General features: G+C 71.4%; 14 protein-coding genes and 2 pseudogenes. 8 read left to right on the forward strand and 8 right to left on the reverse strand.

Annotated features, from left to right (window positions below; translation table 11 throughout):
• Positions 1–226: 226 nt before the first annotated feature.
• The 3 genes from OG295_RS36535 to OG295_RS36545 form a co-directional block, all read right to left on the reverse strand.
• Entirely contained in the window at positions 227–1,129 is a 903-nt protein-coding gene (locus OG295_RS36535) for a C40 family peptidase (RefSeq protein WP_371680964.1), read from the reverse strand.
• Positions 1,130–1,168: 39 nt separating this feature from the next.
• Complete coding sequence (locus OG295_RS36540) at positions 1,169–2,326, reverse strand: SPFH domain-containing protein (protein ID WP_371680965.1); 1,158 nt, start codon at positions 2,324–2,326, stop codon at positions 1,169–1,171.
• A 393-nt stretch (positions 2,327–2,719) separates the two neighbouring features.
• Positions 2,720–7,615: a CHAT domain-containing protein gene (locus tag OG295_RS36545; protein ID WP_371680966.1), complete on the reverse strand. Its 4,896-nt coding sequence runs from the start codon at positions 7,613–7,615 to the stop codon at positions 2,720–2,722.
• 124 nt (positions 7,616–7,739) lie between these two features.
• Here OG295_RS36545 and OG295_RS36550 point away from each other — a divergent pair, with 124 nt between their 5' ends.
• Together OG295_RS36550 and OG295_RS36555 are read left to right on the forward strand one after the other, a co-directional pair.
• Complete coding sequence (locus OG295_RS36550; RefSeq protein WP_371680967.1) at positions 7,740–8,114, forward strand: hypothetical protein; 375 nt, start codon at positions 7,740–7,742, stop codon at positions 8,112–8,114.
• Positions 8,111–9,043 carry a hypothetical protein gene (locus OG295_RS36555; protein ID WP_371680968.1) on the forward strand — a complete coding sequence of 311 codons (933 nt, stop codon included), beginning with the start codon at positions 8,111–8,113 and terminating at the stop codon, positions 9,041–9,043. The genes OG295_RS36550 and OG295_RS36555 overlap by 4 nt, the downstream gene beginning before the upstream one ends.
• A gap of 28 nt (positions 9,044–9,071) precedes the next feature.
• Here the strand turns inward: OG295_RS36555 and OG295_RS36560 are convergent, their stop codons facing one another.
• The gene (locus OG295_RS36560) at positions 9,072–10,526 is read right to left on the reverse strand and encodes a serine hydrolase domain-containing protein (RefSeq protein WP_371680970.1); all 1,455 of its coding nucleotides are present in this window, start codon (positions 10,524–10,526) and stop codon (positions 9,072–9,074) included.
• Between the two features lie 314 nt (positions 10,527–10,840).
• On the opposite strand from OG295_RS36560, the gene OG295_RS36565 reads away from it, so the two are divergent.
• On the forward strand, positions 10,841–11,485 hold the full coding sequence (locus OG295_RS36565; RefSeq protein ID WP_371680972.1) for a dihydrofolate reductase family protein: 645 nt from the start codon (positions 10,841–10,843) through the stop codon (positions 11,483–11,485).
• A 103-nt stretch (positions 11,486–11,588) separates the two neighbouring features.
• Here OG295_RS36565 and OG295_RS36570 read toward each other — a convergent pair whose 3' ends face one another.
• The 3 genes from OG295_RS36570 to OG295_RS36580 form a co-directional block, all read right to left on the reverse strand.
• The gene (locus OG295_RS36570) at positions 11,589–13,793 is read right to left on the reverse strand and encodes a SpoIIE family protein phosphatase (RefSeq protein WP_371680973.1); all 2,205 of its coding nucleotides are present in this window, start codon (positions 13,791–13,793) and stop codon (positions 11,589–11,591) included.
• Between the two features lie 678 nt (positions 13,794–14,471).
• Positions 14,472–15,944: a hypothetical protein gene (locus OG295_RS36575; RefSeq protein ID WP_371680974.1), complete on the reverse strand. Its 1,473-nt coding sequence runs from the start codon at positions 15,942–15,944 to the stop codon at positions 14,472–14,474.
• Between the two features lies 1 nt (position 15,945).
• A complete protein-coding gene (locus OG295_RS36580; RefSeq protein WP_371680975.1) occupies positions 15,946–16,578 on the reverse strand; it encodes a hypothetical protein in 633 nt (210 codons plus the stop codon).
• 312 nt (positions 16,579–16,890) lie between these two features.
• On the opposite strand from OG295_RS36580, the gene OG295_RS36585 reads away from it, so the two are divergent.
• The 4 genes and pseudogenes from OG295_RS36585 (at position 16,891) to OG295_RS36600 (ending at position 20,133) form a co-directional block, all read left to right on the forward strand.
• The gene (locus tag OG295_RS36585; protein WP_371680976.1) at positions 16,891–17,619 is read left to right on the forward strand and encodes a pyridoxamine 5'-phosphate oxidase family protein; all 729 of its coding nucleotides are present in this window, start codon (positions 16,891–16,893) and stop codon (positions 17,617–17,619) included.
• 645 nt (positions 17,620–18,264) lie between these two features.
• Positions 18,265–18,618, forward strand: a pseudogene (locus tag OG295_RS36590) (hypothetical protein); the annotation flags it as partial.
• 240 nt (positions 18,619–18,858) lie between these two features.
• Positions 18,859–19,014, forward strand: coding sequence for a hypothetical protein (locus OG295_RS36595; RefSeq protein ID WP_371680978.1), 156 nt, complete (start codon positions 18,859–18,861; stop codon positions 19,012–19,014).
• Between the two features lie 87 nt (positions 19,015–19,101).
• Positions 19,102–20,133 carry a beta-propeller fold lactonase family protein gene (locus tag OG295_RS36600; protein ID WP_371680979.1) on the forward strand — a complete coding sequence of 344 codons (1,032 nt, stop codon included), beginning with the start codon at positions 19,102–19,104 and terminating at the stop codon, positions 20,131–20,133.
• 408 nt (positions 20,134–20,541) lie between these two features.
• On the opposite strand, the gene OG295_RS36605 is transcribed toward OG295_RS36600, so the two are convergent.
• On the reverse strand, positions 20,542–21,366 hold the full coding sequence (locus OG295_RS36605) for a LysR family transcriptional regulator (protein ID WP_371680980.1): 825 nt from the start codon (positions 21,364–21,366) through the stop codon (positions 20,542–20,544).
• Here OG295_RS36605 and OG295_RS36610 point away from each other — a divergent pair.
• Positions 21,325–22,024: pseudogene (locus tag OG295_RS36610) on the forward strand (alcohol dehydrogenase catalytic domain-containing protein); the annotation flags it as partial. The gene OG295_RS36605 and the pseudogene OG295_RS36610 sit on opposite strands and share 42 nt — an antisense overlap.
• Positions 22,025–22,122 lie beyond the last annotated feature (98 nt).

The following is a 22,122-nucleotide window of genomic DNA, read 5'->3' on the forward strand; positions in this document are numbered from 1 at the left end:
CCGTGCCGTCCGCCGGGACCGACCAGATGTCGTCGGCGCGTCCCTCCCGTCCCGGGAGGGCATGTCCGACGGTCCGACGGTCCCGGCGTCCAGCCAGGCCGCTTGGCCGTCGACGGTGCGCGTTTCCGCGAGCCGGTGTTCGCTCATGTCCGCCAGGTCCAGCAGCCGGCCCGCCGCCATGACCGGTCCCACCGGGCCCCGCAACGCCGCCCGCACCTGCTCCGGGTCAGCGGACGCGGCCGTACATGTTCGGCTCGTAGTAGTCGAACGAGGAAATCCTGACGTTCTTCCCCGGGCGGGGGGCCTCCAGGTACTGGCCGCCGCCGAGGTATAGGGCAACGTGATGGATGCCGGAGGCCCGGCCGTTGTCCGACCAGAACACCAGGTCTCCCCGGCGGAGTTCGGACCGGGTGAGCGGGGAGGTCATCCGGTACTGGTCGTCCGCCACCCTGGGCAGGCTGATGCCGGCGCTTCGGTAGGCCGCCTGCATCAGCCCCGAGCAGTCCCAGGCGTGCGGCCCGTTGCCGCCCCAGACGTAGGGGTCACCGATGTGGTTCATCGCGAAGGCGACAGCCGCTTCGGTGCCGTGGCGGACGGGCGTCCCGGACCCGGAGGTGCCCGAGCCCGAGCCCGAGCCGCCCGTCGCGGCACCGCCGCCGCCGGTGTAGCGCTGGTACTTGTCCTTGTGGCTGGTCCACCACCAGGCTCCGCCGCGCTCGTACCAGTACACGCGGTCGGTGGGGTCCCAGCCCTGCCGACCCCTGAACACCGGCTCTGAGGTGCGCGGACCGCCGGAACCGGAGGCGGTCCGCCGGCTCTCAACGCCTTCCGGTTGACCCGTCTTGGCCAGGTACTTGTCGTAGTGCGAGGTCCAGCGCCACCAGCCGGTGGCGTCCTTGTACCAGTACTTCGATCCGTCCCAGCCTGCATGGGAGGGCGCGGGTTCGGCCGATGCGGTGCCCGCACCGGTACCGACGAGTACAGCTGCCCCGACCGCCGCCACGACGGCGCTGCGGACAGTACAGCGTCGGCGGACGGCGGGGCCGTCGAAGCCTCCGGGCGTCATGGGCGCACAGCCGACGCAGTCGCACTGCTCGGGTACCACGTCGGTGAATTCGGGTGTACGCAAGGGTGCTTTCCTTCCAGGGATGAACAGCACGGCGGCGGGTCAGCAACCGGTGTCGGCTGCGGTGCCACGGGCTGTGTAGAAGGCCACGGTCAAGTCCTTGACCAGGGCCTTTCGTTCGTAGTCGTCAAGGTCGACCAGTTGGCGGTCGGTCATTCGGCGGACGGTGTCGTCGACCGCGTCGAGGACGGAGGTGAGGACCGCGTCCCGGTGGCGGGCGTCGATCGCCGCGTTGCGCAGGCGCTGCATGGCCTCCGCCACCTCGGGGGCGTACTCCACGCGCAGGGGGCGGGCGATGCACACCTCGATTCCAACGGCCCGGCACTCGGCCGCCAGCAGCCGGGTGCACTCGTCCCCGAGCCTGTCGGCGTCGCGGAGGGTGGCCGGGGGTACTCGCGACCCGGCTCCGGACGGGCTGCCGCCGGCGCCGTCGAAGCAGTCCACCGGCATTCGGGAGAACACCCGCGCGACGCTGGACTCGACCTGCGCGCGCAGGATGGAGATGTGGTCGTCGACGGCGAGGGATGCCCGGGCGGTGTCCCGTACGCGCCAGACCACCAGCACCACGGTGCGGAGTGCGGTGCCCTCGGCATCGACGACGGCCAGGGGTTCGCTGCGCCAGTGGCGCAGCCGGACGTCGATCCGCTCGTGCCGGCGAAACGGAGAGGACCACAGCAGGCCCGTACGGCGGATCGTGCCGCGGTAGCGGCCGAAGAGGGTGATGACCCAGGCCTGACCGTCCCGCCCGCGGCGCAGTCCGGCCACCGCGAGGAGGGCGGCCAGGGCACAGCCCGCCACCACGGCGGTGGGCCAGGAACCCGGCTCCAGCCGGGTGGGGAGCCCATGGCTGCGGACCGTCCACGCGGCACCGGCCGCGGAGAGACACAGGATCAGCACGGCCCACCAGCCGGAGCAGACAAGGGCCCGGCTCTCGGTGAGGCCCGGGCCGAGGCGGGGTGGCAGGGCCCCGCTGCGGCCGGGCACCGGTGCCCCGGCGGGGACGGAGGCGCGATGTGCGCCCGGCGCGGGGCCGGGGGGCGCGACCGAGCGGCCCTGGGGCGGCCGGAGAACCTCCCAGCCGGGCATGCGGGCTGCCGCGGCCTTGCCGAGCCCGTCCCCGGCGACTGCAACGGATACCGAGGGCTGCTCGATGGTGTCGGGTTCGGGTTCCGAGAGGGCGGGCTCACGGTGCAGGCCCATGAGCGGACGGACCCGCGCGACGGGTATGGAACCGGCACGATCCGCGGATGCGCGCACCCGGTCCGGGCCCGGCCGCGCGGCTCCCCGGCCTCCTGACGTGGAACCACCGGGCAGGCGCTCACCGGTGTTGTTCGTCGACTGGGACAAGTCCACCCCAAACGGCAGAAGATGATCATCGATGGATCGATCTTCGTGGACCACGACGAGCCCTGCGCTTCGCGAAGGTCCTTACAGCCCGGGACTTTCGTACCTATCTCGCACGTATATCCCTGTCAGCCGCCGTTGCCGCCCGCGACGAGGGCGGCATGCCCCTGACGGGGAAGCCGACGCGCACCGGGCCGGGTCGGTACGTACGGCGGCCTGAACCGCGGCCGGATCGACACCGGCACTCGCTCAGTGCCCCGTGTACGTGAAGCCCGCCCAGAAGTACGGGTGTGCGTAGGGCCTCGTCCCCAGCCACAGCAACCGGGGGACGGTCCCCGAAGGACCGGGGCCCACCGCGTCCGGGAAACGCTCCTGAAGCTCCTGGTTCGTGCTGTCCCTCAGCCACAACTGCGCCCGGCGCAGTGCTTCCGATGGCTCCGTGTCCTCCTCCCAGCACCCGTAGAAGGCCGCCATGAGCAGATTGGTCGCCTCGTCCGGGACCTGCCACTGGGACGCGATGACACCGGCGGCGCCGATGACCAGGAACGCCGAGGACAGATTGACCGACTCGTACGACGAATTGATCCCGGATACGTTGGTGGAACAGGCCGAGAGCACGGACAGTCTGGCGTCGATCCGGGTGTCCATGAGGGTGCCGATCCTGAGGCGTTCCCCGCCGGACAGGCGCAGTGAGCTGTCCAGGGGGCGGAGGAGGGACACGTCTCCGTGGCAGGCGAAGTGGAGTACGTCGCACGAGGGCAGGTGCTCCAGCGCGCCGGCCACGGTGGCCTCGCCGCCCCGGAGACGGATGTGGTCGGGGAAGCGCCGGAGCGCGGCGGTCATCTCGGCATCGGTGCGCAGCGACGCCGCGCCCGGTTCCGGATCGTCGACGGCGAGGAGTCGCGTGGGCAGCCGCGAGGCCGGGCCCCGCTGCCCGCGGGCGCGGTGGGCGGCCTGGGACAGTGTGCGGGCGTTGGGCGCGTAGGTGACGCGCATCAGGTCCAGCGCGTACGTGTCGTCCACCGCGGGCTGCAGGTTCGCGGACCCCCGCGCCGCGTGGAAGGGCAGGAACGACAGCGACCCCGCGGGGACGAGCGTGATGGCCCGGTGGCCGGCCATCGCCAGCAGCACCGGCCTCATCACGGCCGTCCAGAGGACGGCCGTGATGACGCTGATGGCGGGCAGGACGGCCGGTCCCTTCGCGCTGAGCAGATACGCCGCGAGGAGGTCGGCCTTGTCGCGTTCCAGGGGCAGTTCGACATGACCGGGGCGGTCCCCGCCCCGCTCGACGGTGAGGGCCAGCCCGCCCCAGGGCGTGGCGAGCACGTACACGAGGGGCTGTTCCTCGGCTGCGGCGTAGATGTCCTGCAGGCCCGGCGGTTTGAGGAAGTCGCCGAATCCGTCGACCTCGCGGATCTCGTCGATGAGGCTCTTCAGGTCCTCGTGCCGCCTTTTGAGCGGTTCCGCCCACTGCCCGGCCGCGCCGCCCGGGGCGCCGGGCCGGCGCACGCCCCTGTTCGAAGGATCGAGGAGCGTCTCGAGCTCCGCGATGGCATGGGTGTGGTCGTGGTAGCGGCGGACGAGATCGCCGCGTCCGGCGTCCTGGAGCCCGCCCAGGTCGGCCGGTTCGCGTTCCAGGGCATCGGACAGCATCGCCGCCAGTCCGCGCTCGACGATGACGGCGGCCGCCGCCGTGTCGCCGAGCTGCGCGTATGCGTACCCGCCCAGACAGCTGAGCCAGCCCAGCTCGGCGACGACGGCCTCCTTGTGGTCGCGCACCAACTGGGTGCGTACGGAGGTCTCGTGGTGGGCCAGCCCGAGCTCGGCCGCCTCGACCGCTTCGGCCCACGCACCGCGGTCACCGGCCCACCGGGCCCAGATCCGGGCCCCCCGTCGGAGGGGGAAGCCCTGTTCGACCGCTGTCGTGCAGGCCGCTCGCAGGGTCGCCGTCGCGCGGGCGGCGTCCTCCTCCGAGCCGTCCCGGGCGTGCCTGAGGGTCAGCGCCTCACCGAGGGCGGCCAGGTGCATGGGCAGCAGCGCGGAGGCCGCGCTCTCGTGGGACACGCACCGTTCGAGCAGGGGGATGGCTTCGTCGAGGACCCCCGGAGCGCGGGTCTGCTCGTACCGGCGCATCAGTACGGACGCCAGGTTGTGCAGGGGGCGTGTCCCGACCTGCGCCGTGGGTCGGCCGTCGACGGCGTCGCGCAGTGAGGTGATCGCCTCGTCGAGCATGGCCGGATCGGGTGCCAGGTCGTCGAGCCGGAGCTGTGCGGTCGCCAGATCGGCCGCGTGGCGCCACCGCAGGGCCGACTGAGGGTCGGTCGCCTCGTACAGCTCGCGGTGGAGGGAGACCGCTTCGCTGAGATCGCCGATGTCGTTGAGCCGGTGGCCCCGGTTCTCCAGGGCGATGGCGAGCTGCCTGACGAACTCGGGTTCGGCCCGTTCCCCGTATCCGGCCCTGAGGACGTCGATCGCCTGGTCGAAGTAGAAGAGTTCCCCCGTCGCGATCCCCAGGGTGTAGAGCGCGGTGCCGTACTGCTGGATGCGTTCGGGATCCGGAGGATTGCCGGTCGCCAGCGCCTGCAGGAGCGTTGCCGACCGGTGCAGAGCGTCCACGTCACCGGTCGCCTCGTAGAGGATGCCGAGGGTGAGCCCGTGGACCTGGGCCGCCAGGGCCGCGTCCTCCCCGTCGACCCCGGCGTCGAGTGTCGCCTCCAGGATCTGCACGGCCTTCTGCACGAGGGCGACCTGCCCGGTGTGCTCGAAAAGGCGGACGAGCAGGATGGCCGTGCGGCAGCGGCTCCTGGTCGTGGCGCTGTCGATCTCCATGAGCCTGCGGTCGATGAGCGCGTGTACACGGCGTGCGGGGAGGGCGTCGGCTCCCGCGGCGTAGCCGTCTTCCAGGAGCGTCTCGCACAGCCGGTACACGATGTGCTCATGGAGCTCGCTGCCGCCGGGGGCGAGCTCGGCGGCCTCGCCGAGCAGGGTGACGGCAGCCGCCGTGTCTCCGACGTTGCGCCGGTCCAGAAGCAGTCCGGAGAGTTTGTAGACGGCTGCCAGCCGGTGTGCCGGGCCGCAGTCGTCGGCCACTTCGCGGCTCAGTGCGATGGCCCGGTCGAGGGAGTTGCGCTCGCGGGTCAGGTCGTAATGGAGTTCGAGCACCCGGCTCACCCTGCCGCGGACCTGGGAGCGCTCGCCGCGGCCCAGTTGCCGCGCCGCGGCGAGGTGCCGGACCGAGGCTTCCGCGAGGGCGAGGGCACGCTCGAAATCCTCGGCCCTCGTCTCGACGCTCACGCCGGCGCGGTACGCGAGGGCCTCCGCCAGCAGGCTGTGGATCAGGGCCTGCCCGTCGGGGGCCGCGTCCCGTGCGAACTCGATGGCGTCCAGCAGCTTGACCGCCTCGTCGGCGTTCGCCAGGGAAACGCCGCCCGTACGGTACGTGAGCAGCGCGGCGGCGAGGTTGTGGGGCAGCAGACCCATGAACCGGGGCCGGCAGCGCCGCCACAGTTCGCGCATCTCCCCGATGATCCGCCGGCGGAGCTCGTGCGGGAGATCGAGTCCACCGATGTCCGTCGCCTCGCCGGCCAGCACCAGGGCCCGGGCCCTGAACTCCTCCGAGGAACGCCGCCATCGGGGATCATCCAGGAGTGCGGCGGCTGCCCGTGCGGCGCTCTCGGCGCGCGTACCGGCGGCACGGTGGCTTGCGATCGCATCCGTCAGGGCCAGGTACCGTACGGCGAGTCCGTCGTCCGCCATGCCCGCGACGCCGGACTTCTCGGCGAAGGCCGCGTCGATGCCGATCTCCACGCACCGTTCCACGAGCCGCTGATGCTGGCGCCATGCGTACGCGTCGCCGTCGTGCCCCTGCGCCTCGGCCGTCGCCGTGTTCCGGGCGAGGGCCTCCGCGATGACCCGCGTGTTCTCCGGGTGGGCCAGCAACAGGGCCCGCGCATCGGTCCACGTGTCCGTGTTGCACAGCTGCTGCGCGAGTGACTCGGCGAGCTGCCCGGGTTCGGGCGCTTCCGGGTGCGTCTCGTCGGACGGCCGGGTCGGTAGCACGCCACGGTCCAGATCGGCCAGACAGGCGCGGGCCGTGTCCGCCACCCGGGGCACGGGGGAGGTCAGGCAGATCTCCCAGTGGCGCCGCGCCTCCCGACGCCGCCCGAGGTTGGCCAGTGCCGAGCCGAGATCGAACCGTGCGCGCCAGGAATGCTCGGGGTGGCCCGTGGCGAGAGCCTCCTGGAGGGCGTGCTCGGCCTCTTCCAAGCGCCCGGCCGCGAGGAACAGTTCACCGATGTTGGTCAGGGCCCGCGCCTGCTGATCGGGATCGGGCATGGCCACGGCCGTACGGTAGGCGGCGAGCGCGTCGTCGTCCCTGCCGAGCTCGGCGAACATCAGACCGAGATTGACCGCCGAGTCGGCCAGGCCCTCGGCGATCGCGATCCGGAAGGCCGCTTCGGCGGATTCCGGCCTGCCGGCCCTCTTGAGCAGATTGCCCAGGTTGTTGGCGGCCCAGGTCCTGGCGGTGTGGGTCCCTTCCTCGATCGCCTGCCGGTACGCCCGTTCCGCTCCGTCCCGATCACCCCGTTCGGCGAGGAGCACGGCCAGGTTGAAGGCCGCCTGACCGCCCGCGGTACCCCCCTGGCGAGCCGCGAACGCCAGCAGCTCCACGGCCCGGTCCGGCTCGTCGTGCGCCACCACCATCGCGAGCGCCTGGGCGGCGAAGCCCGATTCCCGGGTGCCGGAGCCCACCGCGCGTTCCAGGGCCGAGACCGCCGCCGCGTCGTCACCCAGGGCCTGGTACGCGGACCCGAGGTAGATGTCGGCGACGGTCCGCTCCTCCGGGTCGCCCAGGGAGCGCGCGGTGTCGAGCACCCGGACCGCCTGCTCGACCTCACCCCGGTAGAGGTGGAGCAGGCCCATGTTGGTCCGCTGCCGTGCGGTCAGCGCATCCAGGGCGGCACCGGGTCCGAGCCCGCAGGCCAGCCGGACCGCCGCGGCCATGTCGTAGCGGTCGAGGAGCAAGGTGTGGCCGGCGACGAACGCGCCGACGTCGTACGGACCCTGTACCAGCATCTCCGCGAGTACGGCGGCGACGGCCGCGGGCTCGTACTGCACCGGCACGCGACGGCTGGGAGCGTTCAAGGTTCCCCCCCCCCGGTGGACGACCCCGCATACGACGTCGTCATTGTCCCTCAACTCCACTTGTCCGAAACGGGATTGTGGTAGAAATGTCCGGGGGTGGGTGAGCGTGGGTGAAGAACTCCTGATGACCGCCAGGACAGTCCGCGGATACCTCAAGGAACTCCTCGGGGCCGACGAAGCCGTCCGGATGGACCAGCTCCTCGACTCGCTGCTGGTCCGCGCCGCGCGGGGCGAAGACGTCGACGAGGAGCTCGCGACCGCCTTCTCGGCCGACGCGACACTGCGCGCCTTCGCGTCGGCCGTTCTCGCCGATCCGGAACACCGACCGCCCCGCGTCCGGGAGGTGCGGCTCTCCGGCGACGGCGAGATCGTCGACGTCGACCGGTTCCACTGCCCCGGGGGCGACCTCGTCTGGTACCGCTTCGACGTCGGGGAAGAGATCCCCGAATGCCCCAGGCACGGTGGGCGGCTGACGCGCTCGGAAGCCGGCCCCGCGTGATCGGCAAGTTCTGGGAGTCGGTCGGCGGCAAACTCGCCGACCGGTGGGCGTCCGCGGCCGGACCGGCCCTGGTGTTCTGGGCGGGCGGGCTGCTCGCCTGGCTGCTCGCCCACGGCGGCTGGCACCGGCTCTCCGACCTCGGCACCTGGCTCCAGCGCCAGTCCGCCGCGGGTCAGATCGCGACGCTCCTCGCCCTGCTCCTCGGCGTCGCCACGAGCAGCGTGGTGGTGGGCTGGGCGATCGAGGGCACGCTGCGGCTGATCGAGGGCTATCTGCCCCGGCCGGTCGCCTTCCTGCGGCCGCTGCTGCTGCGGGGGACCGGGGGATCGGCACGACGTGTCCTCACCGAGCTCCACGAGCTCGCGGACGAGGTCGCGGAAGGGCGGGCAACGCCGGAACAGCTGGCCCGCTTCCAGCACCTGGACCGCCGGCGCCGGGACTGGCCCAGCCGGCCGGACCGCTACATGCCGACCCGGGTGGGCAACATCCTCCGCGCCGGGGAGAGCCGCCCGGTGGACAAGTACGGCCTGGACCCGGTGGCGGTCTGGCCCCACATGTGGCTGCTCCTCCCCGGCCAGGCGAGGACGGACCTCATCGCGGCACGGACGGCCCTGGACGGCGCGGTCGCCGGGTTCCTGTGGGGCCTGCTGTTCTCGGCCTTCACCGTCTGGACCCCATGGGCCCTGCCGGTCAGCCTCACGGTCGTCACGAGCACCTGCCTCGTCCTCCTCCCCGCCCGGGCCCGTACCTTCGCGGACTTGGTCGAGGCGACCATAGACCTGTACCGGATCGACCTGTACGAGCAGCTCCGATGGCCGCTGCCCGCCGACCCCGTGGCGGAGAGGGCGAGCGGGCGCCTCCTGACGAAGTACCTGGTGCGCGGGCTCGATGCCCCGGCCCCGGTCTTCACGCCCCCGGGCGCCCCCTGAACGGCCGCGCCGGTGCGCGTCCGTCGTGCTACGCGGTCTTGGGGCCGCAGCGCATGCCGATGTAGACGCAGCCCGTGCCGTCGGGCAGCGTGGAGAAGACCACGGGCATGTAGTCCTCGCTGAACGCCGCGCCCACCCCCGTACCGGCGAAGACCGTCTCCGTCACCGGCAGCAGGTCGATCCGGAGCGGTTCGGAGAAGTCCTTCATGCCGTCGACGAATTCGTACAGCGCGTGGCCCGCGCCGTCCCGCTCCGTCACGGTGATGACCACGCCCTCGCGCCGGTAGGTGCCGACCAGCGGCGCGAAGTCGACCGAGGGCGGCTGGGCCGGCGGGGCGAAGGGCTCGGGCATGGTCACCCCGGCCAGTTCGGCGAGGAGTTCGCGGTAGAGCGCCGCGTACACCTCCCGCGCGCCACCGCCGTTGGTGAGCAGCGCCACCGCGACGCCCGCCGCCGGCACCACGCGCAGGTAGCCGTACTGCCCGATGGAGGCGCCGTCGTGCCCGTAGCCCTGGACGCCGTTCCAGTCGTACAGGGTCCAACCCAGGCCCCAGCCGTCCGAGCTGACCGTCCATTTGTCGGGACAGTCCACCACCCGGCGCTGCATCAGCGCGACCGCCTGCTCGGAGAGGATGCGCGTGCCGTCCTCGGCCACGCCGCCGGCCAGGTGCATCCGGGCGAGCCGGGCGAGGTCCCCCGCGGTGGCGATGACCCTGCCGTAGGGGCCCGCCGAACGGGGCATCATGTCCCATTCCGGTGCCGGGTCCGGTTCCTGGCCCGCCTCGCCCAGGTGCCCCATGGCCGCGCGGAACCGCAGCGCCTCCTCGGGCAGCGTCATGGTGTGCGTGAGGCCGAGGGGGGTCAGGAGCAGGTCCTTCAGAGCCTGGTCCCAGACCTTGCCGGTCACCACCTCGATGATCCGGCCCAGCACGTTGTAGCCGACGCTGCTGTAGGAGATCGCGGTGCCGGGCGGGCAATCGAGCGCCACGCCCTTCGCCGCCTCGACGTACTTGGCGAGGCAGTCGTCACCGCGCCCGCTGTCGTGGGTGAAGTCGCAGGTGAGACCGCCGGTGTGGCTGAGCAGCTGACGTGTGGTGATCGCCCCGGTCGCCTCGGGGTCGGCGACCGAGAACTCCGGAAGTACGTCGACGACCGGGGCGTCCAGGTCCAGTTCACCCGATTCTGCGAGCTGCATGACCAGGGTGGCGGTGTAGACCTTGGCTATCGAGCCCATCTGGAAGACCGTGTCGGTCGTCGCCTCCACGCCCGTTCCGCGGTGCAGCACGCCGCTGGCCAGTTCGTGGACGGTCCCGTCGACGAGCAGCGCGAGGGATGCGCCCGGGACGTGGTGCTTGGCGCGCAGTGCGTCGAGGCGCGCCTGCCAGTGGGCGAGGTCCAGGTTCCGGCAGGCGGAATCCCGGGAACCCCACGCGCCCTTGGCATCCCGGCTGCCCTGCTCGTCCCGGCTCACGTTCTTCGGCATGTCTGCTCCCCCTCGATGCGTACAGCGTCCTCTCAGTGTGAACACTGTACGCATGGGGGACGGTGTACGCAAGAGGCGTACATCGTCCCCCATCAATCCTGCGTCCCTGGGAACGCCCCGTCCGCCACCCCCTTTCCACCACCGAGGCACGCCCGGACCGCATCACGCCACAGACGCTGCCGCGCCGTGGCGCAGGCAACGGCGGGAAGGCCCGGCGCTGGGTCAAACGAAGTCGGTTCCGTCGCGGCGATGAGTTTGCGGGCGCCCGCTGGTCTATCTCTTGACGGAGACAACCCACTCACCAGGAGCAAGCCATGGGCCTCATCGACATCGAGATGTTCGCGACCCTCGACCTCGTCGGGCAGGCGCCCGGCGGACCCGACGAGGACCCGGTGGGGTTCCCGTTCGGCGGCTGGCAGGCGCCCCTGCTGGACGAGGTCGCCGGGGCGCAGGTCGATGCCGCGTACGAGGGCACGGACGCCCTCCTGCTCGGCCGGCGCACGTACGACATCTTCGCCGCCTACTGGCCGCACCAGGAGGGCGGCGAGGACAACGAGTTCGCCACGCTCTTCAACAGCGTCCCCAAGTACGTGGCCTCGCGCGGCAAGCCCGACCTCTCATGGGCCGGATCCACGCAGCTCGGGCCGGACCTCGCCGACGCGGTGCGAGAGATCCGTGACCGGCACCAGCACGTGAAGGTCGTAGGGAGCCTGGACCTCGTGCAGACCCTCCTGCGCGAGAAGCTCTTCGACCGCCTCGACCTCTGGCTGCACCCGATCGTGCTCGGCGTCGGCAAGAAGGTCTTCGACGGCGGCGCGGTACCCACCAACCTCACGCTCCTCGCACCCCCGGCAGCCGGCCCCAAGGGCACCGTCCATCTGCGCTACGGGCTCGCCGACGGCATCCCCGCGACGGGGGACATGAGCGCACCCGACCGCGGCCTCGGAAGCGACGGCTGAGCCACCCGGCCCGCGCCTGGTGGGCCTTTACACCGGGAAGCGGGCACCGCAAAAATAGGGCGGCGAACCGGAGCCCCGGAGCCGGACGTACTCCCGGGCCCTGTCACGGGTGCCGCCCCTCCTGGGCGTAGCGCAGCAGGAGCAGGGCGATGTCGTCGGTACGGGGGGCTCCGCCGAGGGCCTGGCCGATGAGCTCGTCCGCCAGCGTGCTCAGCGGGTGGCGTTGGTGGGTCGCGGTGATGCGGGCGGCGACGGCCGCGATGCCGTCTTCCAGGTCCTCGCCGGGAACCTCTACCAGCCCGTCGGTGTACAGGGCGAGCAGGGTGCCCGGCTCGAACGGGATCTCGACGGCCGTGTAAGAAGCGTCCGGATCGATGCCGAGGAGCAGTCCGGGCGGCAGGTGCAGCATCTTCGCCGGGGCGCCGGCGTGGCGCAGCAGCGGGGGCGGGTGGCCGGCGGTGGCGAGGTGGGCGGTGCGGGCCGCGAGGTCGATGTGGGCGTACACGCAGCTGGTGAACAGCCCGGGTTCGAGGTCGGTCAGGAGGCGGTTGGTGCGGGCGAGGACCTCCGCCGGATGTGCTCCGGCGGTGGCGTGGACGGCTGTGCGGACCTGGCCCATGAGGGCGGCGGCGTTCACGTTGTGGCCCTGGACGTCGCCGACGGCGGCGGCGACGGTGGTGTCGTCGATCCGGATGAGGTCGTAGAAGTCGCCGCCGATGTCGAGCCCGTGCGCCGCAGGCAGGTAGCTGGCGGCCACTTCGAGGTGCGGGACGCCGGGCAGGGCGTGCGGCAGCAGGCCGGTCTGCAGGCTGTGGGCGAGCTGGTGGGTGGAGTCGTAGAGCCGGGCGCGGTCCAGGGCCTGGGCGATGAGTCCGGCGAGGGAGGTCAGGATCGCCCGTTCACCGGGGACGAACGGATGGGGACGGGCGTAGGCCAGGATCAGGGTGCCGATGGGCCGGCCGGACGCGGTGAGGGGCAGGAAGGCCCACGCCGCCATGTCGTCCCCGATCAGGACGTTCGGGAAGGCGGCTGCCAGCTCGTCGGCGGTCGCGAAGAACAGGGGCTCGCCCGTGCGCAGGCCATGGGTGCTGGCCGTGTGGATGCTGAGCGGGATGCCGTCGTAGCGGGCCATGAGCTCGGCCGTGTAGCCGCGGAAGCCGACGATGCGCAGGCGCTGCTCCTCGGCCACCAAAAGGGCCAGGGCCTGGGCGCCGAGCGCGGGGACGAGCATATCGGCGGCCTGGTCGACGACGTCGCGGGCGTGGACGGCCTCCGTGAGGGCGGCCGCCAGGTGCATGAGCTGGTAGAGGGCGGTGGCCCGGCTCGGTGAGGGCTCCGCGGGGACGGCACTCGGCGCGGTGGGCGGCGGGAGGGGCTCATCGGCGGTGACCGGGGTGATGCGCACGCTGATCCCGGTGTCGTCCGGGTAGAGGTCGAAGCGCAGGTAGCGGCCGATCGGGGGCGCGGCGGTGAAGCTGCGTGGCAGCCGGCTGATCGCTGCGGCCCGGTAGTGGTCCTCGATGACGGGGGTGTCCATCCAGGGCAGTGCTTCCCAGGGGAGGGCTCCGCGGAGCCGGGAGACGGGTGCGCCCAGCATCTCTGCCGCCTCGGCGGTGATGAAGGTGATGGTGCCGTTCAGATCGAGTGCGCAGTTGCCTCCGGGCAGCCGGCGGATGAAGGCCATGGCGGCGGCGGCCTCGGCCGGTCCGGGCGTGGGAGGGGGAAGCGGTCGCAGCATGACCGGGTGCGCCGGCGGACGGACGGGGTGTCCGGCGTCGGCGGCCCGGCGCAGGTGGTTCGCGAGACGGCCGCAGGCCGAGTCCACGGCGTCGCGTTCCCGGGCGGTCAGGTAGGGCGCGTGGGAGCCGGGCCACATGAGGACGAGACCGGCCCCCGTGGGCTCCGCGGCCTCGGGCACCGGGTCGGGGACGAGCGGGGCGGCGGCGAGGGCGAAGTCGTACGGCAGGACCAGGCCGAGGCGCGGGTAGCGCCGGGCGGTCTCCTCCTGGCCGCCCAGCCAGACGAACCGTCCTTCGCGGACCGCGTCGGCCACCGGGATGGCATCGTCCACGACCACCCGGGACCAGGGCAGCGCGAACTCACGGGCCAGGCCCAGGGTCATCGCCAGATGCAGGACGCGCCGGGCGGGGTCGGGCAGGTAGAGCATGCCGATGGACGCCCCCGCAGTCGCGCAGACCCGGATCAGGGCCTCGCCGAGTGCCCGCTGACCGGCCCCCGCGATGCCCTCGGCGGGTCCGGAGGGCTCGGGCGGTTCGTCCCCCTGGTCACGCCCTGGAAGGTTTCGCACCCATCCATGATCCCCCCACACCCCGCCCGCGCTTCGTCACCGGCCCGCCCCGGCGAGCCCGTGCCCGCCCGCCTCCGGCTCCGGCGGTGGCGTAGGAACTGTTCCTCCCGCGACGGGCGCGGCTCACCACGGGGCGGCTGGGAAGCCGGAACGACTTGCCGAAACCGGTGAACGGTACACCGGCCTCGCCATCGCCCACGTCCTCTCCTCCGGCGACGCGCTGATGGCCTACACGGCCTCCGGCTGAGGTCGACCACAACGGATTCGAAGGCGTGGGGCCCGGTCCGGGCGCCATCGTCCCGTCCGCGGCCCCTCGTACCCCACCGGCGCCCGTCGGGCCCGCCGCCCGACCCGCCGCGGGACACGGCGGGCGAGCGGCGAGCGCGGCGAGCACGAGCGGCGCCTGGAAGCCGCCCGGCAGGCCGGAGCCGGAGCCGACGCCGAACGGATCGGGCCCGGGCAGAACCGGCTGGGCGCCATCGGGACCCCGGCCACGGTCTCCGCGCCCCGCGCCGGGACATCCTGGGCCGGAAGGAACGGCCGGGCCGTCCAGGGCCCCCGCCACCGTCTTCCGTGCGCTGACCAGCTGCATGCCGGGCGCCGCCGCCCCGCCCGGTGACGTCGAGGCGCCCGGGCGTCTCGGCGTCCACCCGGTCGGGAAGGGGCGGTGCTTGCTCGTCAGGTGCGGTTCAGGGACAGGTCGAGGCGGGCGATGGTCATCGTCTGGTCGGTGACGGTGACGTCGGTGTCAGTGAACCGGGCGGACTTGAGCCGGTCGCGGACGAGGTCACGCAGGGCGGGGCGGTAGGAGTCGAGGTTGTCGAGGACGGCCTGCGGAACCTCGACGGAGCCGTTGAAGCTTCTCGGCTGGGAGGTGAGCCCCGGAGCCTGGGGGGTCTGGCGCAGACCGTCGACCGTGTGGAGCGTGAGCTGGAGCTCCTGGCCGTCCGCCTCCAGGATCAGGGGCGTGCCCTCGACCGCGACGTCGAACTCGCGGACGCGGGCGTTTGCCTGCCCCAGCGCGCCGGCGAAGTGGTAGGGGGAGGGCGCCGCGAGGGTGTCCGTGGAGCGGTCGGAGGGGGTGTTCTGAAGGACATGGCCTTCGAGGGGCTCGTCGGTGGGGGTGAAGGTCCACTGGGATGCGGTGAGGGTCTTGCTCCAGTAGCCGGCGTGACCCTGGTCGCTGCCCTCTACCCGGAGTTCCCGGGCGTCCGATCCGACGCCGGTCTTGTGGATCGAGATCCGGTCCGTGACCTGTCCGGGGATCTTGGGCTGGCGCATCCAGTCCGGAGCGGGCAGTTGGATCTTCGGGAAGGTCGCGCCGCGCTGGTCCTCGTAGGAGTAGCTGAAGAAGACCTTGTCGGATCCGGCGATGTCGAAGTCGTACAGGCGCGTGTACATGTCGCCGTAGCGGTTGATGACGAACGAGGTGGAGGCGGCGGTGGACAGCGCCTGGGCCTGGAAGCGTCCGCGCAGCGGGGTGGACATCTCGTAGCTGTGGTCGGCGGGGAGCCAGGGGTCGACATAGGTGATGCGGCTGCCGTCATCGCTGAGCGCGAAGACGTGGGAGACCTTGGCGCCGCCCGCCGGGTGATCGTTGCCCGCGGTGTCGCGCCACACCTTGTCCTCGCCGGGCGACAGGACGGACCAGGTCCAGCGGGCCGACCGGTACGGGACGGTGTTGCCGCCGCCCAACCACAGCGGGGCCCCGTAGCGGTGTGTCCAGTTCCACGTCCAAGGCGCGTTGAGGGCATGGTCCATCGTGTAGATGTTGCCGCCCTCGTCGAGCGCCACCAGCTCGTCGTCGTCCACGGAGATCCCGGTGACGTGGCCGGCCAGGCAGGCGGGCAGCGCCATCGTGCGCCAACCACCGGTCGTGGAGGCTTCCTTGACGTACATCCGGCCCTCACGCAGGGCGAAGGACCACCGTCGGTTGAAGGTGCCCGTGGTCCCCCGCAGGTTGATCTGCGACGGCAGTTCGACGGCCGCCGGCTGCAGCGCGGAGAGCCCCAGGGTGCTGTTGCCCGGTATGAGGTCGGCCAGGCCCGCGGTTCCGGCCAGTTGGCACGGACCAGTGGTGGCTGCGGCTGGGGTGGCCGGGGCGAGGGTCACCGCCGTGAGGAGGGAGGCGGCCAGTAAGGAGCGAAGCATGTCAGATCCATTCGAGAGAGATGAAGACGACCAGTGCGACGGCGTCCAGAGTGAGCAGTGAACCCACCGCGATGGCCTTGGACTTGACCTTGGGCAGGTCGTGGACCCAGTAGCTGACGAGGAAGAAAGGCATGTAGCCGATCAGCCAGATCAGCAGGGGCATGCCGGCTCGCCACCATGACCACTCCCAGGTGAGCGCGCCCACCTGGTTGAGGGCGACCTCCACACCGACCGCCGCGGCGGCTCCGGCGCCCGCCAGTACCCACCGGTTGGGCAGGCCGAGCACGCGCAATGACTTGTCGGCCGGCAGCAACTTGGCCGCGACCACGCCGAACACCGCGAACATGAAGCAGATCTCGATGTTCAGGCCGATCAGGATCAGGTAGGCCGAATCACCGCCCGGCGCGCCCCATACCGGGGCCCGTCCGGTGAAGTGGAAGACCAGGGCGTTCCAGATCTCGTTGAACCAGTCCATGCCCCAGAAGGCCAGGCCGGCGAAGAAGACGTTCCAGTTACGCCGCTCCACCTCGGTGGCGTAGACGTACAGAACGATCAGAAGTAGCGGTATGACGTACCACTGGAAGGCATGTACGTCACGCAGATGCTGCAGGGCGGTGCTGGCGGCGTCGGTCACTGAAGTGGGCTCCTTGCGTGCTGAGAGCAGGAGTCTGGCAGCGAAGCGACAGGCAGTTGAATAGCCGTCATATTACTTTTAAGTAACTGAAGGTGGGTGGTGTGCCGGGTGCGAGGGGGGCGTTCGTCGCTGCGGGAGGCCTGAGGTGGAGGCTGGGCGAGGGTTTCCGTTGTGTTGCAGCCTTCGATGAACTGATTTCGTTGAATGCTGGCAAAGCAATGGCGATATCGGTAGCGTCGGGTCCATCGCACCGACGGGTCCGCGGGTTCCTGCCGCATGCCCCGGCCCGTCCGCCATGCGTGAAGTCCCCTGATGCATAACGCACTTGTGAAAGAGGCGTACGTGAACTACAGCCAACTTCCCTCCACGCTGCCGGAGGTGGACCGAACCCGTCACCGTCGCCTGAGGGCTCAGGGAAGTCTCGACCGTGCCGTGCTCAACGCGATCCTGGACGCGGGCTTCATGTGCCACCTGGGGGTGGTCGTCGACGGGTACCCCATGGTCGTCCCCACCGTCTACGGCAGCGACGGCCGCAACCTCTACTTCCACGGGTCCGTGGCCAGCCGAAGCCTGGTCGCCTCACCCGGGGCGACGGTGTGCGTGACCGTGACGCACGTGGACGGCCTCGTGCTCGCACGGTCGGTGTTCGAGCACGGCGTCAATTACCGCAGCGCGATGATCTACGGCGTCCCGCGTCTGGTCACGGACACGGAGGAGAAGCTGGAGGGTCTGCGCTGCCTGACCGAGCAGGCCACACCCGGGCAGTGGGACTACGCGCGGCAGCCCAGCGCCAAGGAGATGGCGGCGACCGCGCTGCTCTGCATCTCGCTCGAGGAGGCGTCGGTCAAGACGAGCACCGGCGGCCCGGAGGACGGCGACGGCCCCGACGCCGCCCTCGGAATCTGGGCGGGAGTCCTCCCACTGGTCGCGACCTGGGGCGAACCGGAGGCCGACACCCTGCTCGCGGACGGCATCGAGCCGCCCCCGCACGTCACCGCCCGGAGCAACACCCGCGCATTCGTGGCGCAGGCGACCGGGTGACGTTGGCTGAAGACCGTCAGCGCAGCGGAGGTGCGACGGTCGGGCCGGCCGTGGCGGTGTTCCGGCAAGTGGGGCTTTTTCGGGGCTGTGGGCCTGTTCCGGTCCGCGGGTCTTTGAGCGTTGGCGCTGTTGACCGTTCCGCCCCTGCTCTGTTTGTGGCTGAATAGGGGTGAAGGGTTTCGCGCAGCTCGGAGCTGCCGGTGCCTGTCAGGATGATGGATCGGACGTTGCCCACGCTGTGTGGTCCTTCAAGGGAGATTCCGATGCGGGACGAGCGGTCGATGGAAGGTAATGGGACCGACCGGGGGCATTATGTGCGCTCGGAGGGCGAGGTTCCTGCCTCGCCGGTCCCGGCCGTCTACACGCGATGGGAACGCTTCCTCAGGTTCCTTGGGCGCTTGGTGGCCGACCGGACCCCTGCTGACGGGAACCCGTTGGTTCCCCGCGGCTATGACGGGAAGCGGACCCGCCCGTTCTTCTTCAACGGTAACGGCCAGGGTCGTTGAGTGAGCTCTGGTCCACTTCTTGTGGCGTCCCACGAAGACTGATGTCAGTGGCGTGTCGTGGGATGACCTGCCTCTGCCGTTGATCTTCTGAGAGGCCGGTTCGTGAGGCTTGGGGTGGTTCTGGCATCGACTGATGGTGTGGGTGTGGCTCCCGCACGACCTGCCGCCGAAGAGCGCGACGTGTTACTACTTCGCCGCCTGGCGGGATGACGGCACCGACCAGGCTATCCACGAACTCCTGCGCTGCCAGGTCCGTGAGAGGGCCCGCCGATTGGAGGACCCGACCCTGGTGGGCCCGGACACCCAGAGTGTCCACGCCGCCGCCGGGGTCCCCGCCTCCACGAGCTGCACCGGGCGTCTGCTCCGCGCCTACGAGCACCGCCCGGCCCCGTCCGTCTTCCGCATCTACTGGGCCATGACCCAGGTCATGGCCCGCCGCCTCACCGGCGAGAGCACCCCCACCTGGCGCGATCCGCAGATGGTGAGCGTGTGAACCTCCAACCCCTGCTCGACGCGCGCGGCATCCAGAAAGACGCCGCGCGGGCCTCGGCCGACGACCTCCGCACCCGGATCGGCGACCTGCTGGCCCGGCTGCGGGAGGCCGAGACCCACCTCGAACACCTCGCGATCCCACGGAAGGCTGTCACCGCTCTCGCCGACCGGCTCCCGGCCACCCCGCCGGACCTGCCCGAACACCCGGACTACCCCCCGCATCCTCGCCGTCTTCAACGACGTGATCAGCCTCCTGCGAGCCCGGGACGTCTGCGAAGCCCTCAACCACCAACTGGTGCCGAAGAACATCGAGGGCACCCGCGCCAAACTGGAACGCCTGGTCAAGTTGGGCATCCTCACCGAAGCCGACACCGGCAGCTTCACCAGGAAGCAGTAGCAGGCCGAGCACCTGATCCTCCGCCCTGGTCTTCCCTCGGGGCGAGCCTCACCTCTGACCAGTACCGCGAGCCGTAGCTTGTGGTCCATGACACGGACTCAGGGGACCGGGCGTCGAGTGGGCGTGGCCCTGGCGGTGGCACTCGCGGCGCTGGCGAGCGCACCGGGGACGCTCGCGGCGCCGGCACCGAACGCCTTCGCACGGCCGGGCGCCTTCGCCTTCGTCGCGAACCTCCGCTCCGACACGGTCTCGGTGATCGACACACGCACCGACGCGGTGGTGGACGGTGTTCGCGTGGGTGACGGGCCCGACAGCGTGGCCGTGACTCCCGACGGCTCGCACGTCTACGTCACGAACTCCGCGGCGGACACAGTGTCGGTGATCGAGGCCCGCACCAGGACGGTCATCGACACCATTGCCGTGGGGAACGAGCCCAGCAGGGTCGCGATCTCACCGGACGGAAGGCACGCGTACGTGGCCAACGTGAGGTCGGACGACGTCTCGGTGATCAGCACCCGCACGCGGAAGGTCACGGACACCGTCAAGGTGGGGGACTCGCCCCTGGGCCTGGCCGTACTGCCGGACGGCTCCCGCCTCTACGTCGCCAACGCGGCTTCGGACGACGTCTCAGTGGTCCGGACCGACACCGACACGGTCGTGGACACGGTCCCCGTGGGCAACGGTCCCACCGCATTGGCCCTCACCCCGAACGGCCGTCAGCTCTACGTCTCGGACCTGATCTCGGACGACCTGACGGTGATCGAGACCCGCGGCAACACGGTCACGGCCCGCATCCCGGTCGGAGTGCAGCCCGCCGGCATCGGCGCCGGCTCTGACGGACGCCACGTCTACGTGGCCAATATCGGGTCGAACAGCGTGTCGGTGATCAGCACCCGTACCCTCGGCGTCACGGACACCATCGAGGTGGGTGCCGGCCCCAACGGACTTGCCGTCGGCCCCGACGGCTCCCACGTCTATGTCAGTGAATTCGAAGCGGACACGGTGTCGGTCATCGACACGGCAGCCGCGCGGGTTACCGGCACGGTGCCCGTCGGCGACGGGCCGACCGGTGTCGCGGTCACGCCGCGCAAGCGCGGTCCGGGAACTACGGGATGGTGATCCTCCAGCCTTGCCGGCCCTCGGTGTTGCCGTGAGCAGCGGGCCCTTGACAGGTGTCAGGGTGGTCAAGCCGGGCATCCTCACCGAAGCCGACACCGGCAGCTTCACCAGGAAGCAGTAGCAGGCCGAGCACTCTGGATAGCAGCCCTGTCCCAGCCTCACCCGGAAACAGACATCAGCTCACGCACCGCCCCCTGAGCGCCCCTCGTGCAGCCGGGGCTTTGGTCGATGTGCTGTGGTTCGTCGAGGGTCGCGAAGACGGGCAGATGGATGCGGACGACGCGGTCGAGGACCTGGACGACAACGGGGGCTCCTGTTGAAAGGGGCCTGGCCAATGCCGAGGTCCACGTGATGGTGTGCGCCCTCGGCGGGCTGCGGCACCGAGTCTGACGGTCTCGTCGGCACGTATCAGGTCGTCGAGGCGATTGCGCGGGTGACGGCCGTGATCGCTGGGGCGGGGCGGCCGGGGAGTCGCGCCACGAGAACCCGGCGGATCTCGGGAGGTGCGCCTTCGACGTGCAGCAGGCTCACCCCGGGCGGCAGCACCGGCGAGAGTCGCGAGGGCACGGTCGTCACCCCGAATCCACCGGCGACCAGCTGAAGCTTCGTCAGCCAGTCGCGCGCGCAATGGACGATGTGCGGCCGTCCGGGCAGGCCGGGCCAGACGCCGAGCAGCGGCTCGGCGTTTGACACCGGGGTGGTGATCCACGGGGTGTTGACCAGTTCGTCGACGTGCACCGCGGTGCGGCCGGCGAACCCTCCGGTCGAAGGCACCGCCACGACCAGTTCGGTGTCGGCGACGGTTTCGACGTGCAGGCGCGGCGACTCGCCGTCCAAGGGGCGGTGGGGAGGGCGGGACGTGAGCACGGCGAGGTCGATCGAGCCCGCGCGCAGTGCCCGGATCAGGGAGGGCGTGGTGCCCTCGGTAGTCGTGACCGTGATCTGCGGGTCGGTCGCCGCGAGGCGGGTGAGTGAGGGGGACAGGATGGCCGCGCCCGCGCTCAGGAACAGCCCGATCCGCACCAGTTCGGTACGCGAGACGGTGCCGGTGAGGTCGCGCTCCTCCGCCGTCAGACAGTCCAGGATCGTGCGAGCGTGGCGCAGCAGAGTCAAACCCGCGGGGGTGAGCCGCACCCCGTCGGGGCGGCGTTCGAACAGGGCGGTGCCCGCGCTTCGTTCGAGGGAGGCGGCCTGGCGCCATACGCGGCCGAGGTCTTCAGCGGCGAGCGGCACTACCCCCTGCCCTCCCGTCGTGCCCGGGATCGGCGGAGTGGGACGGGTCGTCCACGTGGGCCCGGACGCCACCCGGCTGCGCCCCGGCGACCTGGTGTGGTGCGACTCGACCGTGCGCTCGCGGGACGACGCCCTGACGCCCGACATCACCCTCCAGGGCTGGAGCTCCCGCGGCGAGGGCGGCGCGCGCCTCGCCCGGTCCCTGCACGACGGATCGTTCGCCGAGCTCATGCGGATCCCGACGAAGAACGTTTTCCCGCTCCCCGCAGCGGCGGGGGACGACCCGGCCCGCTGGGCCGCGCGCGGCGTGCACGTCATCCCTTACGGCGGGCTGCCGGCCGGCGGACTTGCAGCCGGTGAGACGCTGCTCGTCAACGGGGCCACCGGCAACCTCGGCAGCAGTGCGGTCGCGGTCGCGCTCGCCATGGGGGCGGGCCGCGTGATCGCCCCAGGCCGCAACCAGGCCGCGCTCGACCTGCTCGCCGAGAGGTTCGGTGCACGCGTGCGCCCGGTCCCGCTCACCGGGGACGAGGCCGGCGACCGCGCCGCGATGTCCGCGGCGGCCGACGGCCCGATCGACATGGTGATCGACCTGCTACCGCCGAGCGCCCCCAGCTCGGCAGCGCGCACGGCAGCCATGACCGTGCGCGAATACGGCGTGAACAACCATGAGCCTCAAGCTCACCAACTGCTGCCCTGGCGGACGAACAATCGCTGCCATGTGAAGGTTCTGGTCCAGGCTTGACGTAGACAAGC

It is taken from the genome of Streptomyces sp. NBC_01276 (assembly GCF_041435355.1).
Lineage (GTDB): Bacteria > Actinomycetota > Actinomycetes > Streptomycetales > Streptomycetaceae > Streptomyces.

What these genes read in the sequence shown, in the direction of transcription:
- OG295_RS36540 (WP_371680965.1), bottom strand. Translation starts at nt 2,326, where the DNA reads ATGGGCCTGCACCGTGAGCCCGCCCTCTCGGAACCCGAACCCGACACC.
- OG295_RS36550 (WP_371680967.1), top strand. Translation starts at nt 7,740, where the DNA reads ATGACCGCCAGGACAGTCCGCGGATACCTCAAGGAACTCCTCGGGGCC.
- OG295_RS36560 (WP_371680970.1), bottom strand. Translation starts at nt 10,526, where the DNA reads ATGCCGAAGAACGTGAGCCGGGACGAGCAGGGCAGCCGGGATGCCAAG.
- OG295_RS36565 (WP_371680972.1), top strand. Translation starts at nt 10,841, where the DNA reads ATGGGCCTCATCGACATCGAGATGTTCGCGACCCTCGACCTCGTCGGG.
- OG295_RS36575 (WP_371680974.1), bottom strand. Translation starts at nt 15,944, where the DNA reads ATGCTTCGCTCCTTACTGGCCGCCTCCCTCCTCACGGCGGTGACCCTC.
- OG295_RS36585 (WP_371680976.1), top strand. Translation starts at nt 16,891, where the DNA reads ATGCATAACGCACTTGTGAAAGAGGCGTACGTGAACTACAGCCAACTT.
- OG295_RS36600 (WP_371680979.1), top strand. Translation starts at nt 19,102, where the DNA reads ATGACACGGACTCAGGGGACCGGGCGTCGAGTGGGCGTGGCCCTGGCG.